The following is a 23,654-nucleotide window of genomic DNA, read 5'->3' as shown; positions in this document are numbered from 1 at the left end:
AACTTATTACTTTCCGTACAACTTTTTAGCCGCCGGTTCATATTTGTCCCCTGCGCTCCATTGCGGTGCCGTTTTGCGGTCGGCGATCAGCCGGGTCGCGTAAGTGTAAGCCTGGCTGAATTTCAGAAGGTAGTTGAAATCCACGGTTTCGGGATGGTCGGTTACCTGGTGGTAGTTCTTCATAATATCGCCATTGAACTCTTTGAAACCAGGCGTGAAAGTCGGTGCGGGAACACCTTCTTTGGCGAAACTCACATTATCCGACCGGTCGAAAAGACCTTGTTCCGGGGAAGGGTCAGCATAAACGCCCAGTCCGAATGCCTTGCAAGCGGTTTCGATCTCCGCACGTGCGCCGGTACGGTCGAGGCCCATGACCGAAACGATGGTGGTATCGTTATACCCTGCCCCGTCGGAATTCATATTGAAAATGCATTTGTTCAAAGGCATGATCGGATGTGACGCGTAATATTTGCTGCCTAGCAAGCCTACCTCTTCGCCAGTCAGCGCCACAATCACAATCGATCGTTTCGGTGGGTTTTTGGCCAATGCTTCTGCCGCGGTGAGCAATGCTGTTACGCCAAACGCATTGTCGCGTGCGCCGTTGAAAATGCTGTCCTCGGGCGTGTATGTCTGCCCGCCTTGCTTGCCCACGCCCACGTGGTCATAGTGCGCGGAGAGCAGGATGTATTCTTCTTTCAATTTAGCGTCGGTACCGGGAATGTAGCCGGCCACATTATAGCTGTAAACAGGCTTGGCAACTCTTCCGGAAGTTTTAAAAGTAACCTCTTTTACGGCGCGCAATGCACGAGCGAATTTGGCTTCCTTGCCGTTCACCCAGGCATGGGGGATCGATTTGGCAGCTGAACCTTCCGCCAGGGATATTTTTTCTCCTGCAAAAAACTTGCTTACGGTATTCCAGGGAATAGGCGCGTTGAAAAGCTCTATAACGGCAATAGCGCCCTTGTCCTGGGCGATTTTGCGCTTTTCGGTCGAAGTAGCGATGATTTCGGAGGGCGTCTGCGTTTCCGGTGTTCCGCTTTCTACCAATACAATTTTTCCTTTTACATCCAGCCCCTTATAATCGTCCCAGCTTTTGGCCGCGTTTTCCAGCCCAAAACTGGCATAAACGAGCGGCGCTTTCAAATCCACAGCGTCACCCGCCATCAATATCCAGTCCGTGCCGCTTTTCATAATTTCCGCATCCGCGGCGATCTCACCGGCGCCATTAGCACCCATTTTTTCGAATGGTACCCGCTGGAAATAGCTGGAAGTACCCGTTTCTGCATTGCCCGGAACAGGTACAACTCCCAGTTTGCGAAATTGCTCGGCAATGTAGCGGGCCGCTACGAAGTTGCCTTGCTCTCCCGTACGCCTGCCCATGAGCTCGTCTCCCGCGAGGAAACGGATATGCGCTTCGGTTTCGGATTTTTTGATTTGAAATTCAGGTAATGAAGAAGTCTTTTTCTGCGCATCGGCGGGGAGCGTGAGGGCCAGTCCGAGCGGTAGCAGGAGGAAAGGTAGTTTCATGACTGTTTTGTGATGATTTTAAAAAGAAAATGTGAAGATGTAAGATAATCAGACATCTCCACATTGTATGTTACAGCAATCGGAATTCGCTACCGTTTGTTCAATAGCACGGCCGCTTCTTTCGCGAAATAGGTAAGGATGCATTTGGCGCCTGCGCGGCGGATGCTCGTGAGCACTTCCATCATCGCGCGCTCGCCATCGAGCCAGCCGTTTTGCGCGGCGGCTTTCACCATCGCATATTCACCGGAAACGTTATAGGCAGCGATCGGAATATCGAAGTTCTCGTCGAGCAGGCGGATAATATCCAGGTACGACAATGCAGGCTTCACCATCAGCATATCGGCACCTTCTTCAAAATCCAGTTGCGCTTCGAGCAATGCTTCCCGCTTGTTGGCAGGGTTCATTTGGTAAGTCTTTTTATCCCCAAACTTAGGTGCCGATTCCAATGCATCGCGGAACGGGCCGTAAAATGCGCTGGCATATTTGGCAGAATACGACATGATGCTCACATCCATAAAGCCATGCGCATCGAGATGCCGGCGGATGTAACCCACGCGGCCGTCCATCATATCGCTCGGGCCAAGGATGTCGGCGCCGGCTTTGGCCTGTGCGAGCGACATATTGGCGAGGATTTCCAGCGTGGCGTCGTTCAATATCCTGCCGTTTTCTACAAGGCCGTCGTGGCCGTCGGAGCTGTACGGGTCCATGGCCACGTCGGTCATGATCACGAGTTCGGGAAACTGCTCCTTAACTGCCGTAATGGCTTTCAGGTAAAAAGTATCTTCTTGATAGCTTTCCGTTGCGAAACGGTCCTTTTTGCTTTCAGGATAATTGGGGAAAAGGTCTATGGATCTGATACCCAGGTCGGTAACTTCTTTAAGCTCTTCGAGCAGGTTGTCCAGTGAATAGCGATAAATACCGGGCATCGACTTCACCTCCGACTTCTGCCGTGTTCCATCCACGACAAACATGGGAAAAATAAAATCGGACACCTGCAGATTGGTTTCCTGCACAAGGTCACGCACACCTGCGGATTTTCTATTGCGTCGGGGACGACGGGATAATTGAATCATGATATTGGGCAGTCGGCGATCGGCTTTCGGCCGTCGGCCTTTTTATTGAAGCTTTTCAAAAAACACTAAAAGGGAAACGACGCAAAGAAAGTGAGAGTTTCCCAAACCGCCCGCTTTTTGCAACTCGTCATCGCTTTCCTTTTCGTCCATCCTCCCTTTCCTCCTTCCTCCCTTTTACCCAACCATCAACTTGAAGCCCTCGCCGTGCAAATTCATGATCTGGATCGAAGGGTCTTCACGGAGGTATTTGCGCAGTTTGGTAATGTAAACATCCATGCTTCTCGCATTGAAATAGGAGTCGTCTCCCCAAATGGTTTTCAATGCGAAGCTGCGGCTGATAGGCTGATTGAGATTTTGGCAAAACAACCGGAGCAACTCCGATTCTTTGCTCGTGAGGCGGGCGGAATGGTCGCCGATTGCTAATTGCTGGTGATTATAGTCAAAGGTGTATTGGCCAATCCGAAATACTTTTATCTCTTCCTGCTGATCGGATTGCCGTGTGTAGCGCCTTAAAATAGCCTGGATACGCATGAGCAATTCTTCGCGGTCGAAAGGCTTGGTAACGTAATCGTCCGCCCCGACACGAAATCCCTGCATCGTGTCCTCCTTCATCGACTTCGCCGTTAGAAAAATAATAGGCACATCCCGCCCGCTCATCCGCACCTCTTTCGCCAGCGAAAAGCCATCTTTTTTGGGCATCATCACGTCGAAAATGCACAAATCGTATTCTTTATCCACAAAATGCTGCCATCCCTTTTGTCCATCAGTAGCAAGGTCGGTAGGGAAGCCTTTATCGGTCAGATATTCCTGAAGAAGCATTCCCAGGTTGGCGTCATCTTCAACGAGTAAGAGATTGGGCATTTAGAAAAAGGTAAATCGGTTAGGTGTGCAAGATACAATATCTGACCAAGGTGTGAATTGGCCAATGAATAACAGAATTCAGGAAAAATTGCTGAATGGTTACATCCTGCGTAAATTAACCCGATAAAACTAGCGATCTTTCGTATCTGTGAAACCTTCATAACTCATAAAAAATGTTAAAATTCATCCTATGGGTCGCTGCGATCCTCGTGATCCTCGGTGTGGTTTACCTATCCGGGCCAAAAGTGCCGGAAGCACGCCTTACGCCGGTTTTGCCCACCGTTACCAGCGACCTTGTGAAGCTGGAAGAAGAGGTGAACCGTACCGAAAAAGCTACGCCGCTCCTGAAACCGGACAATGAGGCACGCATTGTATGGGCTAATGATAGTTTGAAGCAGAAAACAACTTACAGCATCGTATACATTCACGGTTTCGGCGCAAGCTGGGCCGAGGGGGATCCGGTACACAAAGACCTCGCAAAAAAATATGGGGCCAACCTTTACCTTTCGCGTATGCACGATGCCGGTATAGCCGACACCAATGCATTCGACGATCTGACGCCTCAGAACTTCCTGGCCGGAGCCAAGAGGGCATTGGCGATCGGTAAGGTGCTGGGCGACAGTGTGATCGTGATCGGAACTTCCGCGGGAGGGCTAATGTCGGTGTACCTGGCGGCTACCCATCCGGAAATAAAGGGGCTGATCCTTTATTCGCCTTGCATGGCCATTGCAAACCCAGCGATGAAACTCGTAACCGGTCCGTGGGGCCAGCAGATTTTGCATAAGGCAATGGGTACCCATAATATGGGCAGGGATTCCATTCCGGCGCAGGCGCAGTTCTGGTTACAGGGGTATCATACCAATGGGCTCACGACATTGCAGCAGATGATCGACGCCATTGCACGGCCGGAGGTTTATGCGGAGGTGAAAATGCCGGTTTTTGTGGGGTATTATTATAAAAATGAAGAGGAGCAGGATAAGGTGGTGTCCGTGAAGGCAATCCGGAAAATGTTTGAAGGGCTGGGAACGGCTGCGGAGCTGAAAGAGGAAAAGGCATTTCCCGAGACTGGCGACCACGTGATCGGCTCTCGCCTGCGATCGAAAGACGTAAAGAGCGTGTACGAGGCCACAGATCGGTTTTTTCAGGAAAAGCTGCATCTGAAACCAGTAGAAAAGCCTGTCGCTCAGCCTTGAACGAGTATCCAAAAGGCATCCTGGCACGGCATATTGTGGTTTAAGCCGCTAAAAATGCTTTACTTTGCCGCTTTGAACGGACATCCGAATTAATTAACAATAAAAGGAAACATGGCTTACGGTTTATTAAAAGGAAAAAGAGGAATCATATCGGGAGCATTGGACGAAAACTCCATTGCCTGGAAAGTAGCGCTGAAAGCGAAGGAAGAAGGTGCCACGTTTGTCCTTACCAACGCGCCTATCGCGATGCGTATGGGTGCTATCAATGATCTGGCGAAGCAATGCGACGCCGAGATTATCCCTGCCGATGCTACCTCCCTGGAAGATATCGAAAACCTTTTTACCAAATCGACCGAGATCCTCGGCGGCAAGATCGACTTCGTATTGCACTCGATCGGCATGTCGCTGAACGTGCGCAAGGGTAAGTCCTACGGCGATCTGAATTACGACTGGTTCCAGAAAGGCGTGGATATTTCGGCACTTTCGCTGCACAAATTTTTGCAGGTGGCGGAAAAACTCGACGCGATCAACGATTGGGGATCGGTTGTGGCATTATCCTACATTGCGGCGCAACGCACCTACTCGTTCTATAATGATATGGCCGAAGCGAAAGCCATGCTCGAAAGCATTGCGCGCAGCTATGGTTACCGTTACGGAAAAGCCAAAAATGTGCGGGTGAACACAATCTCGCAGTCGCCTACTAAAACAAAGGCCGGCTCGGGAATCGAAGGATTCGACGCATTCTATGATTTCGCAGAAAAAATGAGCCCGCTGGGCAATGCTTCGGCAGATGATTGCGCCAATTACGCGATCACACTCTTCTCCGACCTGACCCGTTTCGTGACCATGCAGAACCTGTACCACGATGGCGGTTATTCTTCTACCGGTATTTCCGAAGAGCTCGTAACGATGATCCAGCAGCAGGCACAGGCGCAGCAATAAACATTGGTTAAGCATTTAAGGAAACCCTTCAAGGCACGCGTTTTGAAGGGTTTCCTTTTTGTATTAAAATAAATGCGTATACACACCGTTTGGCGTTGTGTAATGTTTGAAGAACCAATTAGTTTAGCCAAATAAATTCCATTTATGAATCAGCAGACTCATCACCCCTTTTTCAGCAAACTCGGGGAGCAGGCAAGTCGCCTGTTGTTCGCAGCCATGTTCCTCACTTTACTTTCATGCGGAGGCGAAAAAGAAGCAACCCAGCAACAAGCCGTACCCGACGCGCCGGTCTACACACTGGTGTTTCTGGATAAAACACAAAGCGTGCATGTCGATAAGCGCTATGTGAATGACAAGTACCGGCAGGCGTTGACGGACATTGTAGAACAGAATATGAAGAATAAGGGCGATAAACTGGAAGTGTATTTCATCCATGAAAACACCTCGAAAGCCCGTGCATTATCCCTCACCGTTCGCAGCGAACGCGATAACCTCGAAGGCGCGAATGCAACCGACCGCGAAGGCATCGAAACGGCATTCCAGCTGACATTACAAAAGGAAAAGAGCATTTACCTGCGCCAGCTGCTCGCCAAGCTCAATCAGCAAAATACAGGCGCATCCAACCTCTCGACCGATATTTGGGCAAGCTTGCCTGTAATCGCGAAAGCCGGCGAGAGCGGCTCCGAAGTAAAAGTGTATTATTTCAGTGATATGGTCGAAAGCGTCAAAGGCGCCGACCGCCGCGATTTCCACACCAATCCACCGAAAAGCGACGCGGAAGCCGAAACGGATGCCAAAGCAGATACGAAAAAGCTGGACCGTTACGCAATCGGCTCACCGCAGGTTACGATCGTGTCGCCATTTGAACCAACTGCTTCAAGCAAAGAGAATAACCCGCACGTGACGCATTACTGGCAGACGCTGTTTCAGGAACTGGGCGGGGTGAGTGTAGAGGAACTTTGAGTAGGATATTATAGATTTTGAATGGCTTTCAGGTTCTCGGTATCGTCGAAGATGGCACGGATGGGGATCTGGAAGCCTGCTACTGTGAAACTTGATACGTCAATGTTTGGAGCCTTAAGAATCAACTTATACTCTTCATCGATGAGGTGATACTGTTCAAGTGTTTCGTTTTCCGGATCAATGATCCAATATTCCTCAATTCCGTGTGCCTGGTAATCATCAAACTTTACGCCACGGTCGCGGGCTTCAGTTGATGTTGAGAGCACTTCCACAACCAGATCAGGTGTGGGGAAAAGAGTCTGGTCAGCTGTAAACATCATGGACTTCTCTTTGCGAAAAAAGCAAATTCATAATCTCCGAAAAAATGCGGCTACTCATCTCTTTTGTCAATTGTAGTGTTTCTAAATTTAACAAAGTTTAGGGTGAAAAGATAGATTTTGGGTACTTCATCCGGCCCAATTCTCCCGGTCCAGGCTCCGGTATTGAATCGCTTCCGCCAGATGTTCGACCTTAATATCATCGCTATCGGCCAGGTCGGCGATGGTGCGGGATACTTTGAGGATGCGGTCGTATGCGCGGGCGGAGAGGCCCAGGCGTTCCATCGCTTTGCGGAGGAGTATTTTGCCGGAATCTTCGATAATGCAGATCTGCTTTACCATTTCGGGTGTCATCATCGCATTAGAGTATATTTCCTTGTGGTTTTTAAAGCGCTCGGTCTGGCGCTCGCGGGCGAGTATTACGCGCTCGCGGATTTGCCCGCTACTTTCTGACTTGCGGGTGGAGGAGATTTGGTCGAAGGAAACAGGTGTCACTTCTACGTGCAGGTCGATGCGGTCGAGGAGCGGGCCGCTGATTTTGTTGAGGTATTTCTGAACCACGCCCGGGCCACAAACACAATCCTTGTCGGGATGGTTATAATAGCCGCATGGGCAAGGGTTCATGCTGGCAATCAGCATAAAGTTGGCGGGGAACTCAACTGCCATTTTCGCCCTTGAAATACCCACTTTCCGCTCTTCCAATGGCTGCCGCATTACTTCCAGTACCGATCTTTTGAACTCCGGCAGCTCGTCCAGGAACAGCACGCCATTATGCGCCAAAGATATTTCACCGGGCTGTGGATAGCTTCCGCCACCAACCAATGCGACGTCGCTGATAGAATGGTGCGGCGAGCGGAACGGACGGCGTGATACCAATGTAGCCTCCTTTCCCAATTTGCCCGCTACTGAATGGATTTTGGTCGTTTCCAATGCTTCCGGAAGGGTCAGCGGCGGCAATATGCCTGGAATGCGCTTGGCGAGCATGGTTTTGCCTGACCCCGGCGGACCGATCATGATGGCGTTGTGCCCTCCCGCAGCACTGATTTCCAGCGCACGTTTGATGTTTTCCTGTCCCTGCACATGCTCGAAATCGGCTTCGTAGTCGTTCTGGGACGTGAAAAAGAGGTCACGGGTATCTACGATAAGCGGCTCAATATCTTTGGTACCTTTGAAAAATCCGATCGCATCCGCTAATGTTTCGACGGCGATCACGTCGAGGTTATTGACAATGGCAGCTTCGGACGCATTTTCGGCAGGCAATACAATTCCCTTGAAGCCCTGTTTGCGCGCTTCAATCGCAATCGGAAGGACGCCTTTGATCGGTCTGAGGATACCGTCGAGGGAAAGTTCGCCCAGAATGATATAGTCTTCGGTATTGCGCACGCAGGCCAGCTGATCGGAGCATTGCAACGTGCAAATGGCAATGGGCAGGTCATAAGCCGAACCTTCCTTACGAATATCGGCAGGTGCAAGGTTGACGACCAGTTTCTGGCGCGGCATTTTGTAGCCAAAGTGTTTCAATGAGGCTTCTACCCGCTGCTGGCTTTCTTTGACAGCGCTGTCCGCCAAGCCGACCATGTAGAATCCCAGGCCCTGGCCCACATTGACTTCAATGGTAATGATCGTTGCATCGACACCGAAAACGGCGCTTCCGAAGGTTTTAGCAAGCATAAGTGTGTGCTTTGAGTAAGTAGAAAGATTTTTGTAAAAATAGCAGGAAAAAGGGTAAAGCAGGGAAACCGTCGGGAAGGCTTGCGTAACCGCCTGATCATTCCTAATTTATGAATCCATTATATAAAACCCCATGAACCGCATTCTCCTGACCCTGTTTTTTTTCGTAGGTATCGTTTCAATTACCGTAGCGCAGTCCAGGCGCAAGCCGTTGAAAAGGAAGATTATTTGCATCGATCCCGGTCACGGAGGTACGGCTGCTACGGATAGTTACCGTGTCGGCCCCGGAGGTGAGCGGGAGGAATGGATCAACCTCCGTGTTGGGTTGTTGTTGCAAAAAATGCTGGAAAAAAAAGGGGCGAGGGTGATAATGACACGGGTCGAAGATGTCGAGGTACCATTGATCGACCGCTCGAAACTTGCCAAAGACCGTAAGGCGGACCTTTTTGTATCGATCCATCATAATGCGACTGCTGATTCGTCAGTTAATTTTCCAATCATTTATTTTCACGGTAATATGTCGGAGAATGTTGCGAGCGTAGATTTTGGAAAGGAGCTGGCAGCCAGTTTACTTAAACATCTACATAAACCGAATACCCCTGTTTCACTGGTTTCGGACTTTACAATTTTCGCGGATGCCGGGGCATCGGTGCTCAGAAATACCTACGGAATACCGGCACTTTTGGCAGAAGCATCATTCTTCACAAATCCCTCCGAAGAGCAACGTCTGAAACAACCTGGAAATAACGAGAAAGAAGCCCTTGCCTATGCCGAGGCGATAGTCGCATTCTTCGCAAAGCCTCTCGCTCCGATTGCCGCTAAAAATTCAAAAGTACCCGTCATTCCCGCATTCAAGGTTTTTCAGGAAGCCGAGCGCATGACGCCTATCGCGAAGCGCTGGCGGCAGGATTTCGAAGAAGGCAAAGTATTTATGACTAAAAAAGATACCGCGTTGCTCAGGGAATCATATGAACTTTTCACACGGTCGGCCCGGTCGTTTCCTGACTCGTATGTGGCTGGCCAATGCCATCAGAACCGTGCAGTGTTGTTAAGAAAGCTCGGCAAGGCTGTCGAAGCGGGGCAGGAAGACCAGCGTTTTCGGGAGTATTATGTGCCTGTTTTGGCCGTAACGGCTGTTCGTTAACGGATTACGGTCGTCCGGTTGCGGACAAAAAAATTGTTTTATATTATATGTAATTAATTGATATATAAGTATCTTTCAAATTGGCATGATTATTTTATCTACAAAAGTGAAATATATAAGTAATGAAACGGACTTACCTGGGAGAATTTGAAGAACTGGTGCTGCTCACGGTGGCTGTGCTTAAAGAGAAAGCCTACGGTGTAGCCATTGCCGATGAGCTGCAAAACCAGACGGGCCGCTCGGCCAACATCAGCGCTGTGCATGCCGCATTGCACCGGTTGGAAGAAAAAGGAATGCTTGCATCGCACCTGGGGGAAGCCACGGCTGAGCGTGGCGGCAGGCGCAAGCGGCTGTTTGTCGTGACCGCGCTGGGTAGCGCAACATTATCGGAGATCAAGGAAATGCGTAACCGGCTTTGGAATGCAATCGGACCAGACACTTTAATACCCACCACGATATGAATCCTCCTCGTCCTCCCCGCTGGGCCGATGCCCTGCTTAGGTTACTATGCACACCTCATTTGCTGGAAGAAGTACAGGGCGACCTCTATGAGCGGTTTCTAGCCGATTACCTGGCTTTTGGCCGGAAAGAGGCGAGCAGGCGCTATTCCCTGAATGTAATAGGCTTCCTCCGCCTGCGGTTCGGGTTCGAGCGGGCAGGCTGGTCGAAAGCTTTAAGAACCCGGACTAATTCGAACCATCAGACCCCATACCTGGCCATGTTCAACAACTACTTCAAAATCGCCTTGCGGAACCTTTGGCGCAATCGTACGACCAGCATTGTCAGCATTCTGGGCCTTTCGGTAGGGCTTGCGAGTGGACTGGTGATCTTTTTGCTGGTCGGTTATCTGTTTAGTTTTAACCGGTATCACGCCAAATCGGAGCGCACCTACTGGGTCGTAACCGACATCGTGAACGATAAGCCGCAGCCGACGGATGTGACACCGAGGCCGCTCGGGCAGGTTCTTCGCGATGAATATCCGTTTGTTGAAAGTGCCGTGCGACTGAACAATGTATTCGGGGCGTTGGTGAGTGTCCCGGATGGGAAGGGTGGCATGTCAAAGAAATTTGAGGAATCCCGGAATATATGTTTTACCGAACCGGAGTATTTCAAAGTCTTCGATTCTGAATGGGCAGCGGGTGACCAGCGTGCGGCATTAAGCGCTCCAAACACCGTGGTGCTATCGAGGGAATATGCGGAAAAGTATTTCGCCACCGATCAGGCCATTGGCAAAATATTGCGGCTGGATAACAAAACGGACCTTACGGTAACTGGTATTATCGAAAATCCGCCTTCGAATACTCAGCTGCGGTACGATGTGCTCATTTCTTACTCCACGCTGCCAGGCTTGTGGAACGAACCGGGCATGATGCAAACCTGGGGTGAGCCCATTACCATGTGCTGGGTGGCGTTGAAAGAAGGTGCCGGAGTTGCCCAGCTGGATCAGGCTCTGGCGGAAATCACACGGAAGCGATACAATGCAAAAGACGCAGGAACATACAAAATGCGGACAATTCCGCTGCACGAAATGTTCCATATGCCCGGCTTTGGCCCGGCGCCACGCCCTATTTTATATGCATTGATCGTCGTCGGCTTATTTCTGGTGATTGCGGCCTGTGTGAATTTCATCAACCTCGCCACTGCCCAGGCGATCAGGCGGTCGAAAGAAGTGGGGGTGCGTAAAACAATGGGCAGTTCGCGGGCGCAGCTGATCGGGCAGTTTATGCTGGAAACGGCGATACTGTGCGGGGCGGCGTTTGTTATAGCATTGCTGCTCACCCAGCTGAACTTACCGATGCTGAATGGTGCATTGTGGATGCTGCGAGCAGATATTTCCGTGCTGAATTTATTGAATTACAATGCATTGTGGTGGTTTGGGAGCCTGGTAGTGCTGGTGATCGTGCTGGCGGGGCTTTATCCATCGGCCGTGCTGGCCCGCTTCAATCCGGTCGCCGCTTTGAAAGGCAAGCCGGGAGCTCAGCGTGGTGGAAGGTTTTCGGTAAGGAGGAGCCTGGTGGTCGTGCAGTTTTTCATCACGCAGCTTTTCATCATAGGTGTGATCGTGATGTCGGCGCAGGTAAAGCATTTGAAAACGGCGGATCCCGGGTTTGATCGGGAAGCCATTCTGATGGTGGGCATTCCGGGAGGTAATGCGGCGAGAAACGATGCCTGGGCCAATCAGCTCGGTACAATACCGGGTGTGCGGGCTGTGGCGCTGGGTGCGGAGCCGCCTATGTCACAAATGGATGCCGACGAGCCGTTCACATTCGATCACCGCACGGAAAAAGAGAAATTCCAGGTGCGCGTGCGGATGGGGGACGACCATTATGTGCCTGTTTTTGGATTAAAAATGCTGGCAGGGCGGAACCTGGAATCCGGGGATACTTCACGGCGGGAGGCATTGGTAAACCAGGCGATGCTGAAACAGCTGGGCGTTGGCAAGCCGACGGATATTTTGAATAAGGACATCCGGCTTTGGGACCGTGAACGCACGGTTGTCGGAGTCATCAAGGACTTTAACCTGGACCCGCTGAGCAATTCCGCACAGCCTGCGGTCGTGATCAACGAGCCTGCGGCTTATACCATGACAGCCATTAAGCTTCAAACCGGCACGATGGATGTGACTTTACCCCGCATTGAAAAGGCCTGGAATGCATTGTTTCCCGAGAACGTTTACCATTCCGGTTTCCTGGAAGACAAAATCAACGATTTTTATTCTACCGAACAAATACTGTTGGATCTAATCCGCGTATTTTCCGCCATAGCGATCCTGATCGGCTGCCTCGGACTGTACGGTCTCGTCACTTTCATGGCCGAATCCCGGTCGAAAGAGATCGGTGTGCGAAAAGTGCTCGGCGCGACCGAAAACCAGGTTCTCTGGACGTTCGGAAGGGATTTTGGGCGGTTACTGGTAATAGGTTTTGTACCCGCGGCGGCATTAGGCTGGTTTCTGATGTCCAACTGGCTCCAAAGATATACCTACCGCATCGATGTCGGCTGGTGGATCTTCGCATTGACCATCGGGGTAACAGCCCTGATCACGATCCTGACCATTTCCGTTCAATCCATGCGGGCGGCGAGGACCAACCCGGTTTTAAGTTTGCGGAGCGAATAACGCTATTCAACTACTGCTGATACGCAAATGTAAGTCGGAATGATACCGGTAGCGCGGATACGTACCTCTGCATCTTCCGCTTGCGTGTTACCTGTGAGCACCAGCGCGGTGTCGAGACCGAATTTGTTGCCGCCGAGAATGTCGGTATTCAAAGTATCGCCAACCATGAGAATGTCCGTTTTGCTCACATTCGGGTGATTTTTGATGTGTTGGTAGGCAAAAATAAACATTTGCGGGTCGGGCTTACCGAAGCGGATGAACTGCCGGCCGATCGTATCCTCTATCATCTTGGCTAATGCCCCGATGGCGAACGAAACGCGACTTTTGGAAGCCGGGTAAGTCCTATCCGTATTGGCGACGATTACGGGTATGTTGCGTTTACGGAGGAGGTTGAGCGTTTTAGTCAAATCTGTATTCCAGTCGAAACCTTCGTCGTCCAGGAACACCAATGCATTGATATCACTCACATTTCCCAGGTCCAGTTCCCGGATGGAGAGCGTTTTCAGATCCGAAGTTTCGATATAATGTGCCGAGTTCTCAGTGCCGAGGTAAGCGACCGTCCCTTTTCTCACTTTCAGGTCCAGGTACTCGCGTGCGAGCATGCCCGACGAAATGATCCGGTCCGGCGTCACGTCGTTGATACCCAGGTTTACATAGCTCTGAGCAAGTTGCTCCGGACTCCGTGAGGCGTCATTGGTAACTACATAAAAATCCTTTTCGTGTTCGCGCAGGTAGGCAAACGTGTTCTCGATGCCCGGTATCAGTCCGTTATAGGTTTTTAACACGCCAAATGCATCGAAGAAAATTACATCGTATTTCGAAATGACGGATTTGAAGTTATCGAGGATCATACAGTCGCGGTGTCTTGGAGTGAAGTTGAATAAAGGAGGAGTACTAGATTTTCAGGGCACGCAAAATTTTGTCGGCGTCGAAGCCGTCGATGGACGGGAAATACAACTCGTAAGCTTCACGCTGCAACTTGGTGCAATAGGAGCGGTGGAAGAAATATTTGCCGTATTTAATCACATAATTCAATATAAAAAACCGGTAGGCCTCTTTCATAAAGCGCACCTCATTTTCTGTAAGCGGATATACTTTGTGATATTCCTGAAGAAACATGATAAACCGGTCTTCCATCAATGGTCCGATAAGATAGCTGAAAACCGTGCGGTCGCCAACATTGGAGCATACCCGGCTGAAAAAATAGAAATCCATCACGCGAGACGAGACACGGAACCAGTCGTAATCCCATCTTGAAAAGAACTTCAAATCGTCGGTTACAGAGAAGTTCCCGATGTTCCAATCCACAAAAACGGGCATAAGATCGAACGAGCTGACATTCAGGCGCTGGATATTTTTCATGAAAATATCGCATTGCTTTTTGAGAATATTGATATATCCCCGGTGCTCGTACTGACCCGTGTCGGTTTCCAGTATTTCCAGCAAATGGTGGATGTCCGTTCTGAGGTTTTTGGAAGATTTTGGAATAGACCTGCTCGCCCGGAAACATGCCTGATGGAATTTCGCTGTCTCGGTGCCCAATTTGCGAATGTGCTCTTCTTCCAGGCGCCGTGGCAGACGGTTCATGGCGCGGATAGGATTGTAAAAAACGACCCACGTATCGACAAAATCCTCCTGATAACGATAAGTATAAACCTGGTTGTTCTTTACGAGCGACTTTGCAAGGACATTCTCGAACGGATAAAGCAAATTGTTGGAAAGAGCCTGGATGATCCGGTGATCCTCCTTAAAATGTTCATATTTTCCAAAATAGGAAAGTTTCGCAACCACGATATCGTCATTGTCGAGCGTGACCCGGAAAACGTGGTTGGTCGAAACTTTGGCACTGATATCCTCTACAAACTTGACCCCGATGGAATTATCAAACCCTGCCCAGGCTTTTCGGATAATTTCGGGATAATCTTTTAAACGCATTCCTGATCTCGCAATTAGCTTTATAGATGTCGATACAACGCTCCGGAGCGTTCATAAGTGGCACCAAAGGTAGCAAACTAGCCGGAGCAGAATACCCTGGCTGTAAGGATTGAATAAAAAAATAATCGCATAATTTTGCAAAAACTTACTACTGATACCTTGTTTTACTATTTCTCTCGCTTTCTGGTTCGTCTGGCATTGCCTATTTATCTCAGAAAACTTTGCGTCTCCAATTTCGATAAATTGCCCAAGGGTGCGCCGTTGCTGCTCGCGTCCAATCATCCCGATTCTTTTTTTGACGCTGTTGTGATCGGTTCGGTACTCGAACAGCCGATTCATACGCTCACGCGCGGGGACGTTTTCCGGAAGAAGGCGGCCGCTTTCTGGCTGAGGCAAATCAACCTGATACCGGTTTTCCGTGGCTCGGAAGGTCGTCAATATGTTAAAAACCATGATGTTACGGCCCAGGAAAGTCACGATGCCCTGAAACAGGGTGATGCGGTGGTCGTATTTTCAGAGGGGATTTGTGTAAATGAATGGCGGTTGCGCCCGCTCGGCAAAGGCACTGCGCGGATGGCCTATAAAATCTGGTACGGCGACGACGCACTCCAAAGCATGAAAGTAATCCCCACCGGCCTGAACTACGAAAACTTCCACGGCCCCGGGAAACGCGTTTTGCTCAATTTCGGCGAAGCCATTGCCGCGGACGACATTGAAACCAGCCCGCTGGAATACGAAAAATGGCTCCGGGAATTTAACGATATTCTCGACCGTAAAATGAACGCGGAAATCCTCACGATCCCGGCCGACTTACCGAAAGCCGAGCAGCAGCGACAACTGAACGCGTTTTTCGACAAATGCGCAACACCAAAAGCGAAAAGTAACCCGTTACTTGGAGCATTAGGCTGGATCGGTCGCGTGATTCACCTGCCGCTATATTCCTTCTTCGAAAAAAAGGCCGCGAAACTGACCGCCAGATCTGTTTTCTATGATTCGGTACTATTTGGAATGTTGCTGTATTTGTATCCGGTGATTGTTGCGCTGCTTTCGATTATTGTTGCTGTGTTTGCTGGTTGGCAGATTGGACTGGGGCTGTTTGTGGGGTTGCCGTTACTGGCCTGGGTGGGGAGCAAGTACTAGATTTTGAGTCGACCTAAAAGGAATTAACCATACAAATTTGCACTTGACTTGCAAAATTGCATGGTTAATTCCTTTAAAATAGCATTTAATAAGGAAGCAAATGGTACTATTTGTCTTTCACCTTCCCTAGTCCCATTGCCTTCAACATCCAGTTCGGCAAAGGTTTCCTCAGCCCGCGTTTCTGTAAATCCATAAACCAGCCAAGCTTTTTCAGAATAGGCACTTTATGGGTTTCCACGAGTTCGATCAATGTTCCGTCAGGATCCTCGAGGTAGGCGAAACGGCCGGCAGCATTTTCCATACCGAACGAGCTCTCGCTATCGATCGTGAATGGGTAGCCTTGCGCTTGCAGCTTGGTTTTTAATGTGTCCATATCCAGCGTGTCGAAGCACAGGTGGATGTAGCCGCAATCACCCCAGTAACGGTTTTCGAATATTTTTTTAGGCGTGCGGTCGAGCGCTTGCACGAGCTCGATTTGCACGTCGCCAAGCAGGCGGCTGAATGCGCCGTCGGGAGTGAAATTTTTACGTAGCAGCATTCTGCGGAAGCGCTGGCCGGGAATGGAGGTCGGCAGGTCCTCGAAAACACCGGTTTTATCGTAAACAACATTCAGGGGTTGGAGCAGCTTTTGGTAGAAAGCTACTGCCCTATCGATGTCCGACACGCCGATCACGACGCCGGCAACGCCGCCTACATTTTTGCCCTTGGTCTGAAACCAGGTGGCATCGCTGGTGATTTGGAAGGTATTGCCGTAAGGATCGGTTCCCCAGAAACCTTCACCTTCGGGTAGCTTCACGAGCGGGCCGGTGGCTTCTTTGGAATGGCTTTTCACCCAGTCGTGCGCCTTTTGTACATCCGGAGCTTTAAAACGGATCGCATTAATGCCGAGGTCGCCGATTTCGACTTTGAAATTAGCCGGTTGTGATTGGCGGCTGGTGAATGACCATATCTCCAGCCCACCGCCGCCAGCCATATTGATCGCCAGGGCAGCCTGCCGGGAATGGACTTTGCCGCCGGTATAGGGCGTCATGAGCGGAGCTTCCGCTTTTTCATCGAAAACAGGTACGTCGAAACCCAGCACCTGCCGGTACCATTTCCAGGTGTCGGGTACGTTCTGGCAACCAATTCCTACCTGTTGAATTCCAGAGATCAGCGGAGCACTCATTTGTTGAGATTATATGAGGATAAGGTGGATAATCTTTAAGAAGCGGCAATTTTACAAAATAAAAAGCAAACGAACCGTGACACAGACATTTGAACTGGGAATGCGACCTGTGGAAAAATTTCTCGGGATACAAAAACTAAATGATTATTTGATAAGCATAATAATTGCTATCTTTAAAATGGTTTTCCAAAATTTTATTTTAAAATACTGGAAATCAACGCATCCATTTGGTTGCACTCATCGTATCTGTGATGAGCCCGTCTCAATGATAGTCTAGAATGAACCAGTCAGTAATAATTGCACCGATAGGCGAGAGCTTACCGGATTTTTTGAGTTTAAAACAGTATTCAAAAATCGTAGTAATAGCCGATAACAACACCAAAAGGCATTGTTACCCCATATTGAAGGCATTTCTGCCGAAGCATAGTGTTATAACCGTTCCCAGCGGCGAGGCGCATAAGACGTTGGCGACTTGCGGAATAATCTGGGAAGCCATGACAAAGGAGGAGCTCGACAGGCATGCATTGGTGATCAATGTAGGCGGCGGGGTGATCGGCGACATGGGTGGTTTTTGCGCTGCGGTGTACAAGCGTGGAATAGATTTTATTCAGGTGCCCACGACTTTGCTTTCACAGGTGGATGCAAGTGTGGGTGGGAAGTTGGGAATTGATTTTCAGGGTTTCAAAAACCATTTGGGCGTTTTCAACATCCCGAAAAGCGTGCTGATCGACCCGGTGTTTTTGAAAACATTGCCGGAACGGGAAATACGGTCGGGGTTTGCGGAAATCATCAAGCATTGCCTGATCGCCGACGGTGCGAAATGGAATGAAATCCGGGAAAGGGACTTTGAACAGCAGAACTGGCCGGACCTGATCGCGCATTCGGTGAAGATTAAGCAGCAGGTCGTGGATCAGGACCCGACGGAGAAGGGTTTGCGGAAGATATTGAATTTCGGGCATACACTTGGACACGCGGTCGAGACGTGCTTTTTAAGTAAACCCGCGAACCAGCGCCTCTTCCACGGAGAGGCGATAGCGGTGGGCATGATCATGGAAGCGTACCTGTCGTTCAAGCGGAAGATGATCGACCAGCAGACGCTGACGGACATTGAAGAGTTCCTGTTTGCAACCTATGGGAAAGTGAGGATCAAACCGGAGGATATTGAAGAAATTATCGCGCTCACGCGCCAGGACAAGAAGAATAAGGGAAAGGAAATCAGGTTTTCATTGCTGAGTGGAGCCGGGCAATGTGCCTTTGATATTGTAGTAACGGCAGCAGAAATGCGCAGATCAATAGCTTATTATTTGGGATAGATTTACAGGTCGGCATAAGCTATTGGTAGTGTAAAAGGAGTATTTGAAATACATTCTTGATATATCTTAATTCACAACCTGACAAATTTAAATGCTTATGCTGAGGTCTATTTTTACTTATGCCGCTTTACTGCTAGTAGTCGTGATTGCAGGGTGTTCCAGTGGCCGGAAAGTGTTTGTGGAGCATGATTACAGCTACGAAACCAATTTTAAAGATTACTCTTCCTATACGTTTCTGGAATGTGAGAGGGATACCAACAATCTTTGCACCGAAATTTACGAGGCGATCCGTCGTCAGATGCAGGTAAGGGGCTACAAGCTCACCGCCGAGAAACCCACGCTGCTGGTGAATTACGGTATTTTCTATGATAACCTGCGTTACCAGGGCTATATGCAGCCGGTAATCAAAAACTGGGTAGATACGGAGAATGAAGGGTTCCGCTACGAGCCGATCAAATACGCGCTCGATAAGGGCACATTGATCGTTTCATTGATTGATGCCGAAAGTGACCAGGTGGTTTGGAGGGGCTATGCTTCCGGGATATTCAAAGGAACGGAAAGTTCCAATAACCATTACCGGAGCGTTGTAAGGCGCATTTTTGACCAATATCCGCTGTTTGCGAAAGGTTATGACCCCCGGCGATACAGCGAGCAGGTTGGTAGATAACGATATTGTAAGGCCGATCAGGAGATCGGCGACATAGGTTTTGCCAGCCCGGAGGTTGGCAAGATCGTACGAAATCTAGCCGATCTCGCGTGCTCTTTGTCAGGGACACGCGGGACCGGCATTTTTAATGCTACTTGGTCAAACCGGCATCGTCGGAAGCTCCCAGCGCCAAAGCGCCCCAGTCGAGGTTTTCGCGGCCTTTGGCGAGGCCCGAAATGAAGCGGTTTTTAATGATATCGGCAAAAGGCATGGGCGCATTTACGTCCGAAGCGGTTTGGAGTGTCAGGTTAATGTCTTTTAAACCAAGCGGAAAGCGGAATGCGACGGGCTCATACGCATGCTGTGCGACGATCTTTCCGTAATTCTGAAAAATAGGTGCCGCGAACAAGGTCGATGTCAGCATCTCGTAAATGCTTTGGCGGGAAATGCCATTCTTTTCGGCCATTGTGAATGCTTCGCCCATCATTTCAAGGCTGCACGCGATCATGAAGTTACCTGCGAGCTTGATCACGTTGGCGGCTCCCGGATCATCTCCGAAATCGAACACGCCTTTTACGAAACTCTGCACAATAGGCTTAATGCGCTCTTTTGCAGCTGCATTGCCGGAAAGACAGATGTTTCCCACTTTCGCACGTACGGCTTCCGGGCGGGCGAATATGGGCGCGGCCACATAATGTGCGCCGTACCAGTCGTGCACCTGCGCAAGCTGGCGGGAGGTTTCCGGTGAAATGGTGCTCATGGAAATGTGTACACCGTCTTTCCCTAGCTTTTCGACGAGCTCCATCGAAAACAGTTCTTCGACAGCCGCATCGTCGGCGAGTACCGAGAATACCAGCCCGCCTGTTGTAATGGCCTCTATCGGATCTTCCACAACTGTGGCGCCCAGTTTGATCAAAGGTTCTGCTTTGGAGGCCGTGCGGTTCCAAACAACCAGTTCATAACCGGCCTCGAGCAGGCTTTCAGCGATAGGAGTACCAAGGTTCCCGAGACCGAGAAACGCTATTTTTTCAGACATAATAATGGGTTTGGATAGTGAAAATCAAACTTGAATGACACCCACATTGAATGGTTTCTCAATGGGTGCCTGGTCGGCGGCCCTAATGCCGGCCGAGATAATGCCCCGCGTTTCCACGGGATCGATGATACCATCGACCCAAAGGCGCGCAGCGGCGTAGTAGGGGGATAATTCTTCGTTGTAGCGGTCTGTGACTTGTTTTAATAAGTCTTTTTCTGCCTCGGGCGTGATCGTTTGGCCTTTGGCTTTCAGTGTTGCAGTTTGCACTTGCAGCAAAGTTCGTGCCGCGGTAGCACCGCTCATCACTGCCATTTGCGCCGTCGGCCATGCAAATATCAATCTCGGATCATAAGCTTTGCCGCACATGGCATAGTTGCCGGCACCGTAAGAATTTCCGACAATGAACGTAAACTTTGGTACCACCGAATTGGCAACTGCATTCACCATTTTGGCGCCATCTTTGATGATTCCGCCCTGTTCGGCCCGGCTGCCTACCATGAAACCGGTGACATCGTGAAAAAATACGAGCGGGATTTTCTTTTGGTTGCAGTTCATAATAAACCGGGCTGCCTTGTCGGCTGATTCGGCGTAGATAACACCGCCCATTTGCATTTCCCCCTTGCCCGACTTGACCATTTTGCGCTGGTTGGCAACAATGCCTACCGCCCAGCCGTCCACACGCGCGTATGCGCATATGAGGGTTTTACCATAGTCGGGTTTGTATTCATCCAGCTCCGAGTTATCCACAATGCATTCCAGAATAGGCAGTACGTCGTAGGGTTTCAGTCTGTCGGTTGGGAGGAGGTTGTAGATTTCCTCCGGCTGCCTGGCGGGTTGTTGCGCGGGCTTCCGGTCGAAACCGGCGGATAGTGGTCTGCCAATTTTATCAATATGCCTTTTAATCGCATCGAGGCAGGACTTGTCATCAGGAAATTTGTTGTCGGTCACACCGGAGATTTCGCAATGCATTGAGGCTCCGCCAAGCGATTCGGCATCGATATCTTCTCCGATGGACGATTTGACGAGGTAAGGCCCGGCCAGAAACACCGAACCGGTGCCTTCCACAATGAATGCTTCATCCGACATGATTGGTAAATATGCCCCACCTGCCACGCAAGCTCCCATAATGGCCGAAATCTGCACAATCCCCATCGCGGACATCTGGGCATTGTTCCTGAAAATGCGGCCGAAATGCTCCTTATCTGCAAATACTTCCGCCTGCATGGGAAGGAACACGCCCGCACTGTCGACCAGGTATATCACCGGCAACCGGTTTTCCATAGCGATTTCCTGGGCACGAAGGTTTTTCTTGGCCGCGATCGGGAACCAGGCACCGGCTTTCACGGTGGCATCGTTCGCGACGATCACGCATTGCTTCCCGGAAACGTAGCCGATACCTGCTACCACGCCGCCCGACGGACAGCCGCCTTCTTCTTCATACATCCCGTCACCGACGAATGCACCTATTTCAAGAAAATCAGAACCTGTGTCGGTCAGGTAATCGATCCTTTCCCTGGCAGTAAGTTTGCCTTTCTGGTGTTGTGCTTCAATTTTTTTCTTGCCCCCGCCGAGCTTTACCTGCTCGTATTTCTGGTTCAGGATTTCGATAAGGTGTGGTAGGCTTTCCTGGCTGGTCATGATGATGAAGAATGGTGTGAGTAATTGAAATGGGCTTATTTCAAATGTAAAAAGTCGTTTACCGGTAAGCAAACGACTTTCATATTTATTTGAAAAATGTCAGACCCTATTTGACCGTAGTGGCGGTGTCGAGCGGCGATTCGGAAGGCCCTTTGTCCTTTTTGCCAAAAACAGAAACGTGGACGTAACGCTTCGGCTGCTCACGGAAGTTGGTAAGCAGCTTGTTCATGCTGATCATCGTACGGTTGAGGTTGTTGTATAATGTCTCGTCCTTGATAAGTTTCCCGGCGGTCCCTTTGCCGGATTCAACGCTTGCGAGCAATGTATGCAGCTCTTCAATGGTTTTTCGAGCACTTGTTACTGTCTCGCCCAGGCGCAATGCATTCAGGGAATCAGCGAGGCTGCCGGTTTTGGCAAGCAAAGGTTTCAGTTCCTTTTCAGTTTCTACGAGCGAGGTTGTAAGTTTATTCAGGTTTGAAGTCATGGCCAGCAGGTTTGCGCGGTTTTCGGCCAGGAGGCCTTGCAGGCTGGTACCCGTCTGGTTATAGTTTTTCAAGACCTGGTTGAGGATCAAACCGGTTTCCTGGAAGCCTCCTACTACCAGGTCGAGGTTTTTAATGAGTGAATCGGCGTGCGAAACGAGGGGCAATGCTTTTTCCTGCAAAACAGCGGAAATACCGGATTCTTTTTTCGCTATCAGGGTATCGCCGTCTTTCATCGGTGCGCCCGTACCCATCGCGAGGTGGATCACCTTGCCGCCGAGCAAGCCGCCATCGGCGAGTACCGCGCCTGTTCCCTGAGGGACTACAATGCCTTTTTGCACGTCAATGGTTACGAGCAAATGGTTTCCGCGGTTTTGGAGCAACTTGATTTCCTGCACGCGGCCGACATTCAAACCATTGAGCAAAACCGGGTTCGAGGCCGTCAGACCGTCGATATTGTCGTAAACAATATGGTATTTATATGTTCTGGAAAAAACGTCGGAGCCTTTGAGGATGTGAAAGCCGAAATACAACATGACAATGGCTAAAAGTGCCATAAATCCGACTTTTGCTTCTCTTGATATTTTCATGGACTAATTGTTTTTCCTGCATGCAGCAGAGGCAGGCTAAGCGGTGTTAACACCAAAGTATCAAAAATTGTTTTGACAAATCAAAGCAATATGTGACCGTTGAGTTAGCGGTCCATATCTTTTTTATATGCCATAAATGCCGAGTGAATACATTTGGCCACTTCCTCCTGTCCGGCTTCGGAGCTCAGGTATTCTTCTTCGTCGGGGGACGACAGGAAGCCTGTTTCGATGAGCACGCTCGGCATCGCGCAACGCCAGAGAACGAGGAATCCCGCTTGTTTTACGCCCCGGCTGTCGCGCTCCGAGATGGATTGAAATTTCTTTTCTATCAGATCGGCCAGGCGTAAGCTGCTGGAAATAAATGCGCTTTGGTAGTTGGCGAGCATGATGTGCGCCAGGGGCGAATCGGGGTCGAAGCCTTTGTATTTCTGCTTATAGTTGGTCTCCTGCAAGATTACCGAGTTCTCGCGTTTCGCTACTTCGAGGTTACCTTCGGTTTTGTGCAAACCCATCACGAAGGTTTCCGTGCCTCTTACGCTCCTGGAACGCGGCGTCGCATTGCAATGGATGGAAATAAAAAGGTCGGCATTGTTGCGGTTGGCGAAGGCGGAACGTTCACCGAGTTCGATGAAAACGTCGGTAGAGCGTGTGTAGAGTACCTTTACATCCGGCGTTTCCTCTTTGATCTTCTTACCAAGCTCCAAGGCAACAGCCAGTGCTACGTCTTTCTCCTTCGTATATTTGCCCCTGGTACCCGGATCTTTGCCGCCGTGGCCGGCGTCGATTACGACTGTATTAACCTTGCTCCCCGATTTCACAGTAACCGGTTCTTGCTGGAAAACAAAGGCGACGCTCGCCAGCAAAAAACTTGCTACAATTACTAATTTAAGAAGTTTTAACATT

Annotated in this window: 21 protein-coding genes; 9 read left to right on the top strand and 12 right to left on the bottom strand. The window is 50.0% G+C overall.

Features of this window, described 5'->3' with window-relative positions; all coding sequences use genetic code 11:
* Positions 1–6 precede the first annotated feature (6 nt).
* The 3 genes from IEY24_RS28550 to IEY24_RS28540 all read right to left on the bottom strand — a co-directional run bounded on the left by IEY24_RS28550 (position 7) and on the right by IEY24_RS28540 (position 3,461).
* A complete protein-coding gene (locus IEY24_RS28550; protein WP_188938691.1) occupies positions 7–1,527 on the bottom strand; it encodes a M28 family peptidase in 1,521 nt (506 codons plus the stop codon).
* Between the two features lie 89 nt (positions 1,528–1,616).
* Positions 1,617–2,600 carry a porphobilinogen synthase gene (gene hemB / locus IEY24_RS28545; RefSeq protein WP_188938690.1) on the bottom strand — a complete coding sequence of 328 codons (984 nt, stop codon included), beginning with the start codon at positions 2,598–2,600 and terminating at the stop codon, positions 1,617–1,619.
* Positions 2,601–2,774: 174 nt separating this feature from the next.
* Positions 2,775–3,461 carry a response regulator transcription factor gene (locus tag IEY24_RS28540; protein WP_188938689.1) on the bottom strand — a complete coding sequence of 229 codons (687 nt, stop codon included), beginning with the start codon at positions 3,459–3,461 and terminating at the stop codon, positions 2,775–2,777.
* A 173-nt stretch (positions 3,462–3,634) separates the two neighbouring features.
* Between IEY24_RS28540 and IEY24_RS28535 the strand changes: the two genes are divergently transcribed.
* The 3 genes from IEY24_RS28535 (at position 3,635) to IEY24_RS28525 (ending at position 6,559) form a co-directional block, all read left to right on the top strand.
* Positions 3,635–4,654 carry an alpha/beta hydrolase gene (locus tag IEY24_RS28535; RefSeq protein WP_188938688.1) on the top strand — a complete coding sequence of 340 codons (1,020 nt, stop codon included), beginning with the start codon at positions 3,635–3,637 and terminating at the stop codon, positions 4,652–4,654.
* Between the two features lie 111 nt (positions 4,655–4,765).
* Positions 4,766–5,596 (top strand): enoyl-ACP reductase FabI, encoded by an 831-nt coding sequence (locus IEY24_RS28530; RefSeq protein ID WP_090385140.1) that lies wholly within the window; start codon positions 4,766–4,768, stop codon positions 5,594–5,596.
* Positions 5,597–5,740: 144 nt separating this feature from the next.
* Positions 5,741–6,559, top strand: a complete 819-nt coding sequence (locus tag IEY24_RS28525; protein WP_188938687.1) for a hypothetical protein — start codon at positions 5,741–5,743, stop codon at positions 6,557–6,559.
* An 8-nt stretch (positions 6,560–6,567) separates the two neighbouring features.
* On the opposite strand, the gene IEY24_RS28520 is transcribed toward IEY24_RS28525, so the two are convergent.
* Together IEY24_RS28520 and IEY24_RS28515 are read right to left on the bottom strand one after the other, a co-directional pair.
* Positions 6,568–6,879 (bottom strand): Uma2 family endonuclease, encoded by a 312-nt coding sequence (locus IEY24_RS28520; RefSeq protein WP_188938686.1) that lies wholly within the window; start codon positions 6,877–6,879, stop codon positions 6,568–6,570.
* 126 nt (positions 6,880–7,005) lie between these two features.
* Positions 7,006–8,547: a YifB family Mg chelatase-like AAA ATPase gene (locus tag IEY24_RS28515; protein WP_188938685.1), complete on the bottom strand. Its 1,542-nt coding sequence runs from the start codon at positions 8,545–8,547 to the stop codon at positions 7,006–7,008.
* Between the two features lie 133 nt (positions 8,548–8,680).
* Here IEY24_RS28515 and IEY24_RS28510 point away from each other — a divergent pair, with 133 nt between their 5' ends.
* The 3 genes from IEY24_RS28510 to IEY24_RS28500 all read left to right on the top strand — a co-directional run bounded on the left by IEY24_RS28510 (position 8,681) and on the right by IEY24_RS28500 (position 12,806).
* Positions 8,681–9,691, top strand: coding sequence for an N-acetylmuramoyl-L-alanine amidase family protein (locus tag IEY24_RS28510; protein ID WP_188938684.1), 1,011 nt, complete (start codon positions 8,681–8,683; stop codon positions 9,689–9,691).
* A gap of 122 nt (positions 9,692–9,813) precedes the next feature.
* Positions 9,814–10,152 carry a PadR family transcriptional regulator gene (locus IEY24_RS28505; protein WP_188938683.1) on the top strand — a complete coding sequence of 113 codons (339 nt, stop codon included), beginning with the start codon at positions 9,814–9,816 and terminating at the stop codon, positions 10,150–10,152.
* Entirely contained in the window at positions 10,149–12,806 is a 2,658-nt protein-coding gene (locus IEY24_RS28500) for an ABC transporter permease (protein ID WP_188938682.1), read from the top strand. Before IEY24_RS28505 ends, IEY24_RS28500 begins: the two co-directional genes overlap by 4 nt.
* Positions 12,807–12,808: 2 nt before the next feature.
* Here the strand turns inward: IEY24_RS28500 and IEY24_RS28495 are convergent, their stop codons facing one another.
* Both IEY24_RS28495 and IEY24_RS28490 read right to left on the bottom strand, forming a co-directional pair.
* A complete protein-coding gene (locus tag IEY24_RS28495) occupies positions 12,809–13,657 on the bottom strand; it encodes a TIGR01459 family HAD-type hydrolase (RefSeq protein WP_188938681.1) in 849 nt (282 codons plus the stop codon).
* 43 nt (positions 13,658–13,700) lie between these two features.
* Positions 13,701–14,741 carry an aminoglycoside phosphotransferase/kinase family protein gene (locus tag IEY24_RS28490; protein WP_188938680.1) on the bottom strand — a complete coding sequence of 347 codons (1,041 nt, stop codon included), beginning with the start codon at positions 14,739–14,741 and terminating at the stop codon, positions 13,701–13,703.
* 135 nt (positions 14,742–14,876) lie between these two features.
* Here IEY24_RS28490 and IEY24_RS28485 point away from each other — a divergent pair, with 135 nt between their 5' ends.
* Positions 14,877–15,881 (top strand): 1-acyl-sn-glycerol-3-phosphate acyltransferase, encoded by a 1,005-nt coding sequence (locus IEY24_RS28485; RefSeq protein WP_188938679.1) that lies wholly within the window; start codon positions 14,877–14,879, stop codon positions 15,879–15,881.
* Between the two features lie 106 nt (positions 15,882–15,987).
* Here the strand turns inward: IEY24_RS28485 and IEY24_RS28480 are convergent, their stop codons facing one another.
* Complete coding sequence (locus IEY24_RS28480; protein WP_188938678.1) at positions 15,988–17,046, bottom strand: VOC family protein; 1,059 nt, start codon at positions 17,044–17,046, stop codon at positions 15,988–15,990.
* Positions 17,047–17,324: 278 nt separating this feature from the next.
* On the opposite strand from IEY24_RS28480, the gene aroB reads away from it, so the two are divergent.
* Together aroB and IEY24_RS28470 are read left to right on the top strand one after the other, a co-directional pair.
* Entirely contained in the window at positions 17,325–18,359 is a 1,035-nt protein-coding gene (gene aroB, locus IEY24_RS28475; protein ID WP_188938677.1) for a 3-dehydroquinate synthase, read from the top strand.
* A 91-nt stretch (positions 18,360–18,450) separates the two neighbouring features.
* Positions 18,451–19,026 carry a DUF4136 domain-containing protein gene (locus IEY24_RS28470; RefSeq protein ID WP_188938676.1) on the top strand — a complete coding sequence of 192 codons (576 nt, stop codon included), beginning with the start codon at positions 18,451–18,453 and terminating at the stop codon, positions 19,024–19,026.
* A 130-nt stretch (positions 19,027–19,156) separates the two neighbouring features.
* Here IEY24_RS28470 and IEY24_RS28465 read toward each other — a convergent pair whose 3' ends face one another.
* The 4 genes from IEY24_RS28465 to IEY24_RS28450 form a co-directional block, all read right to left on the bottom strand.
* Positions 19,157–20,041 (bottom strand): NAD(P)-dependent oxidoreductase, encoded by an 885-nt coding sequence (locus IEY24_RS28465; protein WP_188938675.1) that lies wholly within the window; start codon positions 20,039–20,041, stop codon positions 19,157–19,159.
* A 24-nt stretch (positions 20,042–20,065) separates the two neighbouring features.
* Entirely contained in the window at positions 20,066–21,679 is a 1,614-nt protein-coding gene (locus IEY24_RS28460; RefSeq protein ID WP_188938674.1) for an acyl-CoA carboxylase subunit beta, read from the bottom strand.
* Positions 21,680–21,785: 106 nt separating this feature from the next.
* Positions 21,786–22,751 carry an MlaD family protein gene (locus tag IEY24_RS28455; RefSeq protein WP_188938673.1) on the bottom strand — a complete coding sequence of 322 codons (966 nt, stop codon included), beginning with the start codon at positions 22,749–22,751 and terminating at the stop codon, positions 21,786–21,788.
* 104 nt (positions 22,752–22,855) lie between these two features.
* A complete protein-coding gene (locus tag IEY24_RS28450) occupies positions 22,856–23,653 on the bottom strand; it encodes an N-acetylmuramoyl-L-alanine amidase family protein (RefSeq protein ID WP_188938672.1) in 798 nt (265 codons plus the stop codon).
* Position 23,654 lies beyond the last annotated feature (1 nt).

Source organism: Dyadobacter endophyticus (assembly GCF_014641595.1).
Taxonomy (GTDB): Bacteria; Bacteroidota; Bacteroidia; order Cytophagales; family Spirosomataceae; genus Dyadobacter; species Dyadobacter endophyticus.
Note: the sequence above shows the minus strand (reverse complement) of the source record. Positions and strands in the feature narration are given on the sequence as shown.